This is a genomic window from Streptomyces sp. NBC_00400 (assembly GCF_036048035.1).
Taxonomy (GTDB): Bacteria; Actinomycetota; Actinomycetes; order Streptomycetales; family Streptomycetaceae; genus Streptomyces.
Genome location: NZ_CP107940.1, coordinates 725,247 through 739,848 on the forward strand (window position 1 = coordinate 725,247; position 14,602 = coordinate 739,848).

Genomic DNA, 14,602 nt, shown 5'->3' on the forward strand with positions numbered 1-14,602 from the left:
AAGGGGGAGGTCAAGGGGACTTTCACAGCGCCCCCTCACAGGGCTCCCCCCTACTGCACCCTTTCCTCTTCCTCCTCTTCGGGGAGCCACACATCGCTCACCGCGATATTGACTTCCACGACCTGGAGACCGGTCATCACCTCGACCGCGGAAATCACGTTCTGGCGCACGGCTCTGCCCACCTCGGGGATGACCTCGCCGTAATCGACGACGAGGTCCAGGTCGACCGCGGCCTGTTTCTCGCCGACTTCGACCTTGACGCCGTGCACGGTGGTCGTACCTCCGCCGGGTACGCGTTTGCGCAGGGCTCCCACCGATCTCGAAAATCCGCTGCCGAGGGCATGGACCCCGTCGGATTCAGCGGCTGCCAGAAAGGCGATTTTGGCGACCACACCGTCGGCGATGGTCGTCCGCCCCAGGTTCCCGGTGTTCCGCGCCCCGCGCTCTGCGGACTCGGTCATCGCGCCTCACCTCTTCGCTCCATCGAGGGGAAGTCTTCGGACCCTCTCTTCACGCTATGGCCGTACGGGTGACGCTGCCTCCCGAAGCGGGGCGGGACGGCGGCGGGGCAGGCACCGGTACCCCGGCGCCAGCCCGGCGCCATCCCGCCCTTTGCCGGTCCGGCAAGGAATTTTGTCCGCTTGCGGGCCCTCGGCGGGCCCCCGGCACCTCACGCGGCCATGCCGTGCTCGGTCCGGGCCGGCCCGTCGTAGTCGGCCGGTCTCCCGCGGGGCCCGGCCGGGGCGGATTCCCGGCCACGCCCCTGCCGGGTCACGGCACCGCTCAGCACACGTCGAGCAGCAGGAGGTTCAGCAGCACCAGGGCCGCCAGCACGGCCAACACGGCCGCCAGGACACGGCGTTTGAGGCAGTCATAGCGCTGCTGGTACTCCCGGCGGAGCTGGAGCGCCCGGCCGGCGATACGGGTGACGGCCCGCTGCGAGAGATCGAGCTGCCGGAGGGCCAAGAGGCGAACCAGCTCCTGCCGTTGGGCGGTGGTCGGCCAGTCGAGGGCGTCGACGAAGGCTTCGGCGTCGGCGCGGGCGCGGTCGGTCTCTGCCTGCCAGAGCAGGTACCCCTCGATGTCGGCGATACCCGCCCGGACGGTGCGGCTGTCCGGCGTGCTGCGGTCGGTCATGGCGTACCCCGCTCAGCGCGGCTCGTCCCCCGAAGGGCGGTCGGTGCGGCCCGGCACGTGCGGTGCGGACACGTCGCGCCGCGCGCCCTTCCTGGCGTCTTCGAGGGCGGCGACGTCGGGGTGGTGCAGGTCGAAGGCCGGGGACTCCGAGCGGACCCGGGGCAGCGTGGTGAAGTTGTGGCGCGGCGGCGGGCACGAGGTGGCCCACTCCAGGGAGCGGCCGAAGCCCCACGGGTCGTCGGCCGCTTGCTTCGGGGCGTACTTGGCCGTTTTCCAGACGTTGTAGAGGAACGGCAGTACCGAGAGACCCAGCAGGAACGCGCCGATGCTGGAGATCGTGTTCAGCGTGGTGAAGCCATCGGACGCCAGATAGTCCGCGTAACGGCGCGGCATGCCTTCAACACCCAGCCAGTGCTGGATGAGAAAGGTGAGATGAAAACCGATGAACAGGGTCCAGAAATGGATCTTTCCGAGCCGTTCGTCGAGCATTCTGCCGGTGAACTTGGGCCACCAGAAGTAGAACCCGGCGAACATCGCGAAGACCACGGTGCCGAACACGGTGTAGTGGAAGTGGGCCACGACAAAGTACGAGTCGGAGACATGGAAGTCCATCGGCGGTGAGGCCAGCAGAACGCCGGTCAGGCCGCCGAAGAGAAAGGTCACCAGGAACCCGATCGACCAGAGCATGGGGGTCTCGAAGGACAGCGAGCCGCGCCACATCGTGCCGACCCAGTTGAAGAACTTCACCCCGGTCGGGACCGCGATGAGGAAGGACATGAAGGAGAAGAACGGCAGAAGTACCGCGCCGGTCACGAACATGTGGTGCGCCCAGACCGTGACCGACAGCCCCGCGATGGTGATCGTCGCCGCGATCAGTCCGATGTATCCGAAGATGGGCTTACGGCTGAAGACGGGGAAGATCTCGGTGACGATGCCGAAGAACGGCAGCGCGATGATGTACACCTCGGGGTGGCCGAAGAACCAGAAGAGGTGCTGCCACAACAAGGAGCCCCCGTTCGCGGCGTCGAAGACCTGCGCACCGAATTTCCGGTCCGCCTCCAGCACCAGCAGCGCGGCGGCCAGCACGGGAAAGGCGAGCAGCACCAGCACGGCCGTCAGCAGGATATTCCAGGTGAAGATCGGCATCCGGAACATCGTCATGCCCGGCGCGCGCATACAGATGATCGTCGTGATGAAGTTGACCGACCCCAGGATGGTGCCGAAACCGGAGAAGGCCAGGCCCATCACCCACAGGTCGCCGCCGGTTCCGGGGCTGCGGAGGGGGCCGGACAGCGGGGTGTAGGCGGTCCAGCCGAAATCGGCGGCCCCGTCCGGTGTGATGAAGGCGCTCACGGCGATCAGGGAGCCGAACAGGTAGAGCCAGTAGGCGAACATATTGAGCCGCGGGAAGGCCACGTCGGGCGCGCCGATCTGCAGCGGCATGATCCAGTTCGCGAATCCGGCGAACAGCGGAGTCGCGAACATCAGCAGCATGACGGTGCCGTGCATCGTGAAGGCCTGGTTGAACTGCTCGTTCGAGAGGATCTGCAGCCCCGGGCGGGCGAGCTCCGCCCGGATGGCGAGCGCCAGAACTCCGCCGACCATGAAGAACCCGAACGACGTGCCCAGGTAGAGCGTGCCGATCGTCTTGTGGTCGGTGGTCGTCAGCCAGTCCACCACCACGCGCCCGGCATGCCGCCGCCGCTTGACCGGTTGCAGGGATTCCGTCTGCTGAACGGCTGTCACGGTCCGCACTCCTCATCGCCCGCGGTCGCCCCCCTGCCGAGCTGACGGTACAGACACCCAGGAAGACGCCAAAGAGGCTCGCCGCCGCAGACCATCAGTCACATCAAGGGCACGGTGTGCGGCCGCGGGCGGCGGCGCGGCGCCTTTGCACCCCCGTCGCCACCGCTCACCCCACCGCCACCGCTCGCTCCGCGACGCCCAGAGCAGCGGCCAGGATGCGGGAACGGGCGCGCGGCGCGGTGGGAATGCCGGTCAGTACCTCCCGGGCACCGGCGGCGAAGAGCAGTTCGCCCATGGCGCGTACCGCGGTCATCCGACGGCCGGCATCGCGGGGATCAAGGTCGTAACGGAGCAGGGTGCGGTCCCGGGGTTTCCGCACGACGCCTTCTCGGTATCCGAGCTCTCGGGCCTGGCCATCGAGGCCGCTGGTTCGGGTGAACATCATCTGCGGGCCGTCCAACAGCCGGTCAGCCTCGTCATGGCAAGGCCGATCGCCCTCGCCCTCGACGGCAGGGGCCCCCTCGTCCTGGCCCGTGCGGCGGGCCTGATCACCTTCGGCTCCTCGCCTCTGCACGGCGGCGAACCGCCTGGCCTCGTCACGCCTGAACTCGCCGAGTTCATCCGCCCGGGCGCCTCGCCGGGCACCGCCTGTCTCCTAGCTGCGGCCTCCTGCCCGAGCCTGGAGGTGGTACTGCTGTCTGCTGGCACCGCCCCCCATTGGGCCGCCGCAAAGGCCACCACTGCCGCCCCGCTCGATCCGGGCCACCTCAGGAAGGTCACCGATGTACTCGCCCAAGGATGAGGCCACCAGGGCACGCATGGAGGACGCCCTGGCCCACGCCGCAGCCCGCCTGTCCACCACGACGACGGGGGCGCCGGCCTGGGGATGGCTCGGCCGCACCATCGGCAGCCGCACCGCAGGCGGCCACTGGCTCCGCGTCCACTGCGGCGAGGCAGCCAAGACCCCCGCCCCCCGGAACGAGGGGATCGCCCTCGCCGAGGACCGGGTGTCCGACAAGGTTTCCCGCCCGCACCTCCACGACCTGTACTGCTGGGACGGCGGCGAGTACGTCTTCGAAGCGGAGCTGATCGACTACATCGCCCAGCCCGTCATCTCGCCGGAAACGCCCGACCTCACCGAGGATCCGGGCCTGCCGGACTCCTGGTGGACGACCCTGCGGGAGAGTCTGGACGCCCTCAGCACCGCGGAACCGCCCCGCGAGACCATCCGCCAGTCCTGGGCCGACCGGGTCTTCCCCGAGTTCCTGGGGATCCCCGCCCCGGCCATCACCGAACGCGTTACCGGCCACGCCGACCTTCAGTGGGCCAACCTCACCCACGACCCCCTCGTCATCCTGGACTGGGAGCGCTGGGGCGCCGTCCCCGTCGGCTACGACCCCGCGATGCTCTACGTGAACAGCCTCCGTGTCCCCGCCGTCGCCAACCGCATCCGTGCCGAGTTCGCCCACGTCCTCGACACCCCCGCCGGCCGGATCGGCGAACAGATCGCCCTCGCCGAGATGCTCCAGGCCGTCGGCCGTGGCTGGTACATCGAGCTGGCCCCGCTCCTGCGCCGACGCGCGGAGGAACTGACGGGGGTCCGTCCTCCGACCCCGGCCCTCGCCCAACCGACCGACTGATTGGCACCTCCCAAACGAGCCCCAGCGCACCCCTTCGGCTGCTTCGACCGGTAGGGAGTGGGCTATTTTGCCATGATCTGCACGATCCACCCGCAGAATCTCCCTTTCACCCGTTCTGGTCCGGCCTGTTCGCGGAGTCGCGTTCCCTTATCCACAGGCTTGGCGTGGTTGCCTGCTCTTCGCACAGAGTTGCCCACAGGTGGGAGGGGTGCGGCATGGCTGTTCGGGAGGGGCGTCCGCTTTCGCTGATTGCGTGCGGCCGCCTGGTCGCCAACGCCACCCTCGGATGGTCCTGGGCTGACCCCATCGCGGCCCTCGTCATCGCTGCCGTTGCGGTCAAGGAAGGCCGTGACGCGTGGCAGGGCAAGGGCTGCTGTGCGGCCCCCTCCCCCTGGAAGAGCACGTGCCGAAGACTGCCGACGCCTCGGACGCGTGCGGCTGCCGCCCTGGATGCGACTGCTGCAACTGACCAGGTGAGAGCACGTGTCCGCCATCACAGGCCCGCCGGAATCCGGTCCACGCCTGGTCCACACACGATGATCCAAAGCGGCACAAGGGTGATTCAGAGTGAGACAGGACCATGGCGAAGGGGTGCCCCTGAATTGGGACGCCCCTTCTGAACTGCCAGTTCTCTGACCTGGCGGTGGGTGTGGGATTTGAACCCACGGTGACATCGCTGCCACGACGGTTTCACAGACCGTCAGCCGGTCTCCACCAACTGCGCATACTTCTTCCCGAGTTGCGACATGGCGTGGTCGAACTCCTTCTGCGAGATGGCCTCGTGCAGCGTGCCGAGCACTGCGCGCAGACCGCGGCCCGCTTCCGGCCGGGTCAGGCCGGTGCGCTCACGCACCCTGCGGATCGACTCGTCCGGCCCGAAGGTCTCCGTCTCGCCGCTCCCTCGCTGGAGCGAGACACGCAGGGACTCGGGAAGTTCGAGCGCCAGATCGCGGACTTCGCCGTCGCTGAGCCGGACGCCGAGCGTCTCAAGAGTGGCACGGGTGAGATCGGCCGCTTCCTGCCGCGAAAGTCCCGCACGAACGGCCACCAGCTGGAAGAACTCCTTGTCGTCCATGCGAGCCTCCACATCGGAATCGAGGGGTGGGCGAGGGAGGCAGCCTCACCCACCACCTTGCCACGCCCGCATCCCACGTGCGAGGCACCGCAAGCCCGCCCCTCGCGGGCGGCGGATCACCCACCACTACCGGACACCCGATGTGACCACCTCACCACCGGGAGTGCCAGGTGGGCGCCGCCCCCCACCGCGCCGCGTCAGCTCAGCGTCCCCAGCAGCGACGCCTCGAACGGCTGGAGTTCGCCGGTGCGGCCTTCGAAGACCTTGGCCGCCCACTCCGGGTCACCGAGCAGGGCCCGTCCGACGGCCACGAGGTCGAACTCGTCGCGCTCCATCCGGTCCAGCAGCCGGTCGATACCGGTGACGCCTGCCTGTCCGCCCCGGAAGGTCTCGGTGAACTCGTTGTCGAGACCGACGGAGCCGACGCTGACCGTCGGCTTGCCGGAGAGCTTCTTGACCCATCCGGCGAGGTTGAGGTCCGAGTCCTCGTACTCCGGCAGCCAGTAGCGGCGCGTCGAGCAGTGGAAGGCGCTGACCCCCGCGTCACTGAGCGGCCCGACGACCGCCTGGAGCTCGTCCGGTGTCTCGGCGAGACGTGCCTGGTAGTTGCCCATCTTCCACTGGGACATCCTGAAGAGCACCGGGAAGTCCGGCGAGACCGCCTCTCGGCAGGCCGCCACGATCTCGGCGGCGAAGCGCGTACGGGCACGGAGGCTGCCGCCGTACGCGTCGGTGCGCCGGTTGGTGGCCGACCACAGGAACTGGTCGATCAGGTAGCCGTGCGCACCGTGCAGCTCGACCCCGTCGAAGCCGAGGCGTTCGGCCGCTGCGGCCGCGTCGGCGAACGCCGCGATGACGTCGTCGAGGTCCTGCTGGTTCATGGCGTGACCGGACGCGGTGCCGTCGAGGGCGATGCCGGACGGGCCGGAGGGCGGGGCGTCCGGGAACGGCGGCGCGCCCGCCGCGCGGGCCATGCCGACGTGCCACAGCTGCGGCATGATCGTCCCGCCCGCCGCATGCACCGCCCCAACGACACGCTCCCAGCCCGCGAGGGCGTCCTCGCCGTGGAAGCGCGGCACGGCCCCACTGGTCCCGGCAGCCGCGTGATCGACGTAGGTGCCCTCGGTGATGATCAGCCCGGTCCCGCCGGCGGCCCGGCGGGCGTAGTAGTCCGCGACATCGGCACCCGGGACACCGCCCGGCGAGAACTCGCGGGTCATCGGCGCCATGGCTATCCGGTTCGGCACGGTGAGGCCGCCCAGGGTGAAGGGGCGGGAGAGCACCTGGGCCGCGCGGGCGGCGGAATCGCTGGAATGCACGTGTGGGCTCCTAGGACGAGACGGCGGTCGCGGAGCGCCACGGGTGGACGCTCCGCTGTGCGCAACACGTGGGAGCGGAGCCGTCATCCGCTTTCGGCTGTCGTCTGCGCCACAGTGCTCTCGCCCGCTCGCGCCACAGAGCCCGCGCTTGCAGCACGGCGCTCGCCCGCTCCGGTCGGGGGGCGGCCCGCGTGGGAGTCCTCAGATGGCCATCGCCTCCTGGATCCACCGGTTCACCCGGTACGGCAGCCACCACAGCAGCGGCCCGGTGCGGGAGACCAGGCGCTCCTCCAGGAAGTCGGCGGCGATCGCCTCGGGTACGGCCGACAGCGGTGCGCCGTAGGACAGTTGGCCGATCGCCTCCCGGTACGCGGGCTCGTCCGTGGTGAAGCGGCGCAGATGGCCCCATCGGCGGTCGCGGATCTGGACGAAGCCGGGGCCCTGGCGCCACACGCACTTGCAGAGGTAGTGCTCGTCGCGCCACCGGGAGAGCGCGGCCGCCTCGTCGGCGGGGCCGCTGAGGGTCCGGGGCGGCTGGAGGTGGCAGAGCTCGCGCCAGCCGTCGGCGGGCTCGGCCGGCAGCCGCAGCTGCCACTGGACGAGCACGGCGTGTGCCGTCAGATCACGGATCAGGCACAGCTGCCGGACCGCATGCGCGGCGGCGTCGGGGGCTGCGCCGGGGTCGTCGACCGCGGTCAGGTCGATCTCCTCGGCGAGCCGCACCCGCCGTACCCCCAGCTCCCACAGCCGGGCGGCGTGCTTCTCCGGCGGTCCGGCCAGGTCGAGTTCGCCCAGGCTCATACCCGGCAGGGTGCAGGCTTCCTCGTCGTAGTCCCGCCATGCGGCGAGCGTCAGTGCCCGGGGGGCGGGGGTGGTGGTGCAGGTCATGGATGTCTCCTCGTGGGCCGGACGACGTGGGCCGGACGACGGCGGGGCTTGGAAGACAGGCCCCAGGGGGTGTCTGGGGCGTCTCCCCTAGGCGTGGACGACGTCCCGGGGTGTCTGCGGCGTCTCGTGGTGGGCGGGCGCGGCGTGGCGGTGGCGCATGAAGTCGAGCCGCAGCAGGTCCTCGTTGACGGCCGCCGGCGCCAGGTGGACGTACTGCCCGCCGTCGGTGAAGACCAGCCCGAGCGTCACCCAGCGCTGGAGGAGGGTGTGCACGGCGGCCGCGTCGAGCCGCTGCCCGGGCAGCCGTGCGGCGAGCTTGCGGGTCAGTGCGGCGGGCGCGTGCGGCTGGTCGAGCAGCTTGAAGGCCGCGATCTCCGTGGGATCGGTGAGCTCCATGGTTCCCCAGTCGAAGGCGCGTCTGCGGCTGACCAGCACGATGCGGTCACCGAGGTCGGTGTGGGTGAGCCTGCTGTCCACGTGGTGTTTGCGCCAGGCGCCCAGGGCGTCGTTGAGGGAGGTGACGGTGGGTTCCCCGATGCCGCGTTCGGGTGCCTCGAAGACATAGGCCAGGTCGTACAGTTCGGACTCGGGCAGGTCGTAGGTGAAGCGGTAGTGCTCCTCGGGCCGCAGACCGGTGAAGCCGAGTTCGGGCCGGTTGAAGTACGGGCTGAAGCGTTCGATGGCGATGCGCGCGGAGAGGTCGACCGGCGGGTCGAGGTGTTCCAGGGCTGGCAGTTGGGCGATGACCGGCTCGTAGTCGGCGGCACTCTCGCCGGGGAAGCCGTGGAGGTAGTTCCAGGAGACGGAGAGCCCGGTCTCGGCTCCGTCGCGGAGCATACGGACGTTCTGGCAGCCGCTCACGCCCTTGTCCATCAGGTCGAGCACCCGGCTGTTGAGGCTTTCGATGCCCGGCTGGACGTAGATCATCCCGGCGTCGGCGAGGGTGCGCAGCTGGGTCCGGCGCATATTGGCCTTGATCTCGATGTGCAGGCGCAGGTCGTAGCCGCTGTCGATGATGCGGGGCAGGACGGTGTTGAGGTAGCCCATGTCGAGGATGTTGTCGACGACGTACATGTCCAGCACACGGTGGCGGCGCGCCAGGTCCATGATCTCTTCGTAGAAGGTCTCCGGGCTCTTGCTGCGGAACTGCATGAAGGAGCCGTTGAGGCCGCAGAAGGTGCAGTGGTGCTTCTCCCCCCACCAGCAGCCGCGGGCGCCCTCGACGACGAGTTTGGGCTCCACCCAGTTGCGGGCCACGGAGGACGCCAGCCGCTCGAAGTAGCCGCCGTAGTCGGGCGGCAGGATGGTGGCGGGAGGCAGCGGGCTGGTGCTCATCGGGTTGGCGGTGCTGGTGCCGTCGGGGCTCCGGTGGCACAGCCCGGGGACGGCGGACAGGTCACCGCCCTCGTCGAGGGCGGTGAGCAGCTGGGGGAAGACGGCTTCACCCTCGCCGCGGACCACGAAGTCCAGGAAGGGGAAGTTGCGGTGGCCGGCCGCGCCCTGTTCGGCGTCGCAGTTGGCGCCGCCCATGACGGTTTTGATGTGCGGGGCGAGGCGTTTGACGTACTTGGCGGCGGCGAGCGCGGCGGTGTTCTGCTGGAAGGTGGAGGTGAAGCCGACGACGTCGGGGCCGGCCGCGACGATCCGCTCGGCGGTCTCCTGGACGAACTCCGGTACCACGCGGTGCAGTTCGTGGGACATCCGCAGCCGCTCCTCCCGCAGCTTGCCGCGCATCGAGGCGCGGAACTCCGGTACCCGCCACTCGGGATCGTCGTAGAGGGCGGAGGAGAACACCCAGTCGCCGCAGCCCATGAAGTAGGAGGAGAGCGCATAGAACTGGTAGTCGTCCGCGGTGAACTCGGTACGCCGGGTGATCCAGTCGGTGAACTCCAGGTTGGCGTGCAGGACATCGGCGTGACCGGAGGTGCGCTCGTCGACGCTGCGTCGGAGGATTCCGAGTGCGAGGGACGGGAGGTCGATCGGTGACCAGGGCATGTTGACCAGCAGGACGCGCATGTCGGCTCCTCGTAGGCGGCGGGGTGGGAGGGGAGGCGGCCGGGCGGCCGGCCGGTGACGTGCGGCGGTCCGGCCGGCCCGGTGGTGTACCGGGCCGGCCGGGGAGGGTCAGTCCTCCTCGGTGTCCTCGGCGTTGCGGAACGGGACGGTCACCGTGATGCCGATGCCCGGCTTGCGGTTCTCCTCGTCACCCGCGAGCGGGTCGTTGTGGATGATGTCCTTCTGCATGGCTGTGTCTCCTGTTCTGCCGGTATGGCGGGAACGGTTCTCACATTCCCGGGGGCGCCGGACGGGCCGGTGCTCCCCAAGGCCCCGTCCGCTGCGGGACGGGGGGTTCGGTGGGCCGCGGGGTGCGGCGCAGGTGCCGGCCGAGGAAGCCCATGGCGTGCTGCAGGGCGGCCACATGGTGCGTGCCGGTGTAACCGTCGTGGCCGGTGTCCAGCCACCGGGACTCGTGTGCGACACCGGCCCGGTGCAGGGCGGCCAGGTAGCTCCGGACCTGCCCGGGCGGGCATTTGGCGTCGCGGGTGGCCGCGATCACCAGGAGCGGGGCGCGGACCTCGGACGCGTAGTGGACGGGCGAGCTGCGCGCGTAGCGTCCCGGCACGGTGTCGGGGGTGCCGCCGAACAGCCGCTCGTCCAGGGCGCGCAGCGCGGGGGTGCCGGTGCGGTGGGCCGCGGCGCAGTCGGCGACCGGTTTGACGGCGACGCCCGCCTGCCAGAGGTCCGGCCGGGTGCCGAGCGCGAGCAGGGTCAGGTAACCGCCCCAGGAGGTGCCCCACAGGCCGATCGCGTCCTTACGGGCCAGGCCGCGGCGGAGCAGGTCGGCCCGGACCGCGACGAGGTCGGCGACCTGGGTGAGCCCCACCCCCTCGCCGTACGCGGCGCGCCAGGTGGGCCCGTAGCCGGTGGAGCCGCGGTAGTTGACCCGCGCGACGGCGAACCCGGAGGCGATCAGCGAGTGCACCTGCGGGTCGTAGGCGTCGCGGTCGTGATCGGCGGGTCCGCCGTGCACCAGGAACACCAGCGGGGGCCGCGCGCCGCGGGTCGGTTCCGGTTCGCCGAGCAGGGTGTGCACGGGGCCGTCCGGGCCGGGGGTCCACAGGTCACGGTGCCGGCCGGGTGCGGGGGCCGGCAGGGCGGGGAGCGCCGGCAGCCGGGTGCCGGCGGTGGAGCCCATCCGCGGCGGGGTGGCCGTATCGGTCCAGAGGTAGTGCACGTCGTCGCCCGGGTGCGGGACGGCGTCGAGCAGGGTGCCCGGCGGGGAGGGCACCGGGGTCAGGGTGCGCCGGTCGAGGTCGGCGGTGGTGAGGGCGGAGCGGCCGTGGCGGTCGTGGCGGATGAGGACCCGTCGCCCTTCGGGGTACCAGCGTGCGGTGATCTCGGTGTCGAAGCGGCACCAGCTGTGCGGCCGCAGTCCGGCGCCGGGCCGCCAACTGGCCAGGTGGTAGCCGTCGTTGTGCTCCTGGACCAGCAGGAGTTCGGTGGTGGAGGGGGTCGGCGCGAAGCCGAGCGCCCACAGCCGTCCGCGCCGTCCGGAGAGCTGGTCGAGGACCGCCCCGGAACAGGTCACAAGGGTGACCGCACGGTCGGATCCGGCCGCCCCCGACAGCGCCAGCAGCCCGCCCGACGGCGAGATGCCGGTCAGCAGCGCGGGGCCGTCGACGGTGCGCACCGGCCGGGCCGGGCCGCCCGGTGTGCCGAGGTGGACGGTCATCCCGCGGCCGTCCCCGAGGCCGAGGGCCACGGTGCCGGCGTCGCTGAGGGCGAGCCCGCACGGGAGGCCCGGGCGCAGGCCGGTCAGACCGGGGCGGTGCGGTCCGCCCTCGAAGTCCTGGAAGTACCAGAGCCCGAGGCCGCTGCGGTCCTCGGTGAACCACCACACCCGGGCGTCCGCGTCGAGCGCGCAGTGCACCGTGCCGTCCGGGCTGTCGGTGACCTGGCGTGCGGTGCCGGTGGCGGCGTTCCAGGTGAAGATCTCGCAGCGGCCGTCGGCGTCCGCGGCCAGGGCCATCCGCGCCGGGTCGCGCGGGCAGACCTCGGGGAGCGCCGGCCGGTAGACCCGGAATCCGGTGCCCGGCGGCGGTGCGGCGGTACCTGCCGCGGTCGCGGTCATACGGTCTCCTCCTTCGCGCCGTGGGGCAGTCTCGGTGCCCCGCGGGTCGCGTACAGCGCGAGCACGGCCAGCAGCACCGCACAGCCCAGGAAGGTGGCTCCGGCCCCGGCGCGGCCGGCCGACAGCCCGGCGAGGGCCGGGGCCAGGGCCGCTGCCGCGCCCGACGCGGTGGCCAGGACGGTGCCGGTGCGGGCCTGCAGTCCGGGCGGTGTGATCCGGAGGATCCGGGCCTGCAGCGCCACGGTCGCCGGCGGCGTCAGGAAGCAGAGCAGCCCGAGGAGCAGTCCGAACTGCCAGGCCTCGCGGGCCACCGCCAGGGCCACGGCGGGCGGCACCATCAGCCAGGACACCGCCACCAGCACCGTCGCCGTCGCGTGCCGGCCGGCCAGTCGCGGTGCGGCCAGCGCACCGGCCAGGCCGGCCGCCCCGGACAGGGCGAGGACCAGGCCCAGCGGAGCCGCGCCCCGGCCGTGGTCCTGGAGGGCGAAGACCGTCGTGTAATACAGCGCGACGAGCAGGGCGTTGACGGCCGAGAGCCAGACGAGCGCCAGCCGCAGGACGGGCTCCCGGCGCAGCAGCGCCACCCCTGCCCCGGCCTCGGCGAGCAGGACCCGCCAGGTCCGGAGCGAAGTACCGCCCGGCGACCGCTGCTCCGGCCGCGGGGACAGACCGGAGCGCATGGCGCGGATGCCGGCCGCCGCGACGACGTACGACAGGGCGTCCACGAGGAACGGCAGCCAGGCGCCGGCGGCGAAAAGCAATCCGCCCAGTGCGGGCCCGACGACGAGGGCTCCCCGCTCCCCCGCCTGTAATCGGGACAGCACCCGCCGGTGCTCCTCCGGGGGACAGACCAGCGCCACGGTGCCCAGCGACGCCGCCTCGTAGCAGGCGGTCGCGCACCGCTCGACGAGTACGGCGCCCAGGAGAACGGCCAACGGGACCCGGCCCGCGGCGACCACCACGGTGACCCCGGTCATCGCCGCGGCGGACACCAACGCGGCGACCACCATCACCCGCTTACGGGCCCCGCGGTCGGCGGGCACGGCGGCGAGCGGGCCGAGGACCAGCGTGGCGGCCGCGAAGAGCCCGGCGAGGGCGCCGACTTCGGCGGGGGAACGGCCGAGCCGCAACAGCAGCAACGGCAGCACGAACCCGGCCACCTGACTGCCGAGTGCGTCGCAGGTGCCCGCCCACCAGAACAGCCGGACGTCGCGGCGGGCGTGCGGCAGGGGAACGGCGGAGGCCGGCGCCGGAGCGGGGTACGTCATCACCGACGGCCCGCGGCCGGTCTCGCGGCGCCGCGGGCGGCGCGGCCGGTGCAGGCGGCGCGGCCGGCCCCCGTCCGCGCCGGGCCGTTCCCCGGACGGGCTGCTGCGGGACGGGCTGCCGCGGGACGGATTGCCGCCGGACGCATTGCTGCCGGACGAGTCCCCGGCGCACTCCGGAAGAACGCCGGCGGTAAGCCGTGCGGTGAGTCGTCCGCGCGCGGGGTCGCTGCTCGCCGTTCCATGCGAAGCCACCTCACGTTCGTGGGCAGATCGTGAAGATTGCCACACCAATAGGTCAACTTGCGGAGGAAATGTGCCAGAAGCGTGCTGGAGCTTAACCAGCCAGTGACGCAGGCCACAAGGTGTCGGGCAGTGAGCCTTTTCCGGCCTCGGCGTGAGCGGGTCACGTGGAGGGTGCGGACGGTCTGAACGAATGCGGTGAGGCGAGTGCTCCCGCACCCCTTCGTGGGCGGGGAATTCGGTCGCGCCCCGTGCGGTGAGCCGTTAACTTCCGTCTGAGCACGGTGAGATGCGAGACGCGGCGACCGGGGAAGTCAGACATGGAGACCGAGGAGTTGCCCATGGGCACCGAGGGGCAGGGCATGGCGAGCGAGGGCGCGCGGACCGACCGCTTGGGGTTGCTCCTCGACCAGTTCGACCAGGCCAGGGAGATGGCCCAGGTGCGGCTGACGGGGCTCGGTGACGAGGAGTACCTGTGGGAGCCGGTGGCCGGTTGCTGGTCGATCCGGCGCCGGGGCGAGGCGGCCACTCCCAGGGCGTACGGGCCGGGCGAGTGGGTGCTCGACAAGGGCGCCCCGGACATCCCGGCGAGCGAGTACGCCGAGGTTGCCCGGCAGGCCGCCGGCGGTATGACCGTCGCCAAGATCGCCGATGACTGGAGTGTGAGTGCCGAGCGGGTCGAGCAGGTCCTCGCCCACACCGGTACGCCGGAGCCCGACGAAACGCCGGTGGCCACCATCGCGTGGCGGCTGGCGCACCTGCACTCCTGCTTCGCGGGCCAATGGGAGTGGACTTTCGGCGAACGACGGCAGGAGCCGAAGCAGCTGGTCGACTTCACCCCCTCCGCCGCCTTGGCACTGGAGCGGTTCTGGGCGCTGGTCGACCGCTGGCGCGGCAGCGTCGCCGCCGTCACCGACGCGCAGCTCGACACGGTCGGCTTCTCGCAGTACCCGTACGGCTCCGATCCCGACAACCCCTTCATCGCCGTGCTCGCGGGAGCCAACCTCGAATTCATCCACCACATGGCCGAGATCGCGTTGCTCCGCGACCTGTGGCGGGCCCGCTTCACCACCGGCGGGTAGGCCCGGGCGCGGCGCACCGGCGTGTTCCTTGCCTCGCCGGCCCGGACGACCGGCGTAGCTGCCGGTCGTCCGGGG

Annotated in this window: 13 protein-coding genes; 3 read left to right on the forward strand and 10 right to left on the reverse strand. The window is 71.4% G+C overall.

What is annotated here, in order from left to right; translation table 11 throughout:
- Positions 1 to 50 precede the first annotated feature (50 nt).
- The 4 genes from OHS81_RS03225 to OHS81_RS03240 all read right to left on the reverse strand — a co-directional run bounded on the left by OHS81_RS03225 (position 51) and on the right by OHS81_RS03240 (position 3,262).
- Positions 51 to 461 (reverse strand): Asp23/Gls24 family envelope stress response protein, encoded by a 411-nt coding sequence (locus OHS81_RS03225; protein WP_328382232.1) that lies wholly within the window; start codon positions 459 to 461, stop codon positions 51 to 53.
- Between the two features lie 322 nt (positions 462 to 783).
- Positions 784 to 1,137 carry a hypothetical protein gene (locus tag OHS81_RS03230; RefSeq protein WP_328382233.1) on the reverse strand — a complete coding sequence of 118 codons (354 nt, stop codon included), beginning with the start codon at positions 1,135 to 1,137 and terminating at the stop codon, positions 784 to 786.
- A gap of 12 nt (positions 1,138 to 1,149) precedes the next feature.
- Positions 1,150 to 2,883, reverse strand: a complete 1,734-nt coding sequence (gene ctaD / locus OHS81_RS03235; protein ID WP_443058645.1) for an aa3-type cytochrome oxidase subunit I — start codon at positions 2,881 to 2,883, stop codon at positions 1,150 to 1,152.
- A gap of 166 nt (positions 2,884 to 3,049) precedes the next feature.
- The gene (locus tag OHS81_RS03240) at positions 3,050 to 3,262 is read right to left on the reverse strand and encodes a hypothetical protein (protein ID WP_328382234.1); all 213 of its coding nucleotides are present in this window, start codon (positions 3,260 to 3,262) and stop codon (positions 3,050 to 3,052) included.
- A 99-nt stretch (positions 3,263 to 3,361) separates the two neighbouring features.
- Here OHS81_RS03240 and OHS81_RS03245 point away from each other — a divergent pair, with 99 nt between their 5' ends.
- Both OHS81_RS03245 and OHS81_RS03250 read left to right on the forward strand, forming a co-directional pair.
- Positions 3,362 to 3,685 (forward strand): hypothetical protein, encoded by a 324-nt coding sequence (locus OHS81_RS03245; RefSeq protein WP_328382235.1) that lies wholly within the window; start codon positions 3,362 to 3,364, stop codon positions 3,683 to 3,685.
- Positions 3,666 to 4,523, forward strand: coding sequence for a hypothetical protein (locus tag OHS81_RS03250; protein WP_328382237.1), 858 nt, complete (start codon positions 3,666 to 3,668; stop codon positions 4,521 to 4,523). The genes OHS81_RS03245 and OHS81_RS03250 overlap by 20 nt, the downstream gene beginning before the upstream one ends.
- 700 nt (positions 4,524 to 5,223) lie before the next feature.
- Here OHS81_RS03250 and OHS81_RS03260 read toward each other — a convergent pair.
- The 6 genes from OHS81_RS03260 to OHS81_RS03285 form a co-directional block, all read right to left on the reverse strand.
- A complete protein-coding gene (locus tag OHS81_RS03260; RefSeq protein ID WP_328382238.1) occupies positions 5,224 to 5,598 on the reverse strand; it encodes a DUF2267 domain-containing protein in 375 nt (124 codons plus the stop codon).
- A gap of 197 nt (positions 5,599 to 5,795) precedes the next feature.
- Positions 5,796 to 6,917: an NADH:flavin oxidoreductase gene (locus tag OHS81_RS03265; protein ID WP_328382239.1), complete on the reverse strand. Its 1,122-nt coding sequence runs from the start codon at positions 6,915 to 6,917 to the stop codon at positions 5,796 to 5,798.
- Positions 6,918 to 7,118: 201 nt separating this feature from the next.
- Complete coding sequence (locus tag OHS81_RS03270; protein WP_328382241.1) at positions 7,119 to 7,805, reverse strand: DUF5825 family protein; 687 nt, start codon at positions 7,803 to 7,805, stop codon at positions 7,119 to 7,121.
- Positions 7,806 to 7,892: 87 nt separating this feature from the next.
- Positions 7,893 to 9,821, reverse strand: a complete 1,929-nt coding sequence (locus OHS81_RS03275) for a RiPP maturation radical SAM C-methyltransferase (RefSeq protein ID WP_328382243.1) — start codon at positions 9,819 to 9,821, stop codon at positions 7,893 to 7,895.
- 268 nt (positions 9,822 to 10,089) lie between these two features.
- Entirely contained in the window at positions 10,090 to 11,937 is a 1,848-nt protein-coding gene (locus OHS81_RS03280; RefSeq protein WP_328382245.1) for a S9 family peptidase, read from the reverse strand.
- Positions 11,934 to 13,457 (reverse strand): MFS transporter, encoded by a 1,524-nt coding sequence (locus OHS81_RS03285; RefSeq protein ID WP_328382246.1) that lies wholly within the window; start codon positions 13,455 to 13,457, stop codon positions 11,934 to 11,936. Before OHS81_RS03285 ends, OHS81_RS03280 begins: the two co-directional genes overlap by 4 nt.
- A 350-nt stretch (positions 13,458 to 13,807) precedes the next feature.
- Between OHS81_RS03285 and OHS81_RS03290 the strand changes: the two genes are divergently transcribed.
- Positions 13,808 to 14,527 (forward strand): DinB family protein, encoded by a 720-nt coding sequence (locus tag OHS81_RS03290; protein WP_328390875.1) that lies wholly within the window; start codon positions 13,808 to 13,810, stop codon positions 14,525 to 14,527.
- Positions 14,528 to 14,602 lie beyond the last annotated feature (75 nt).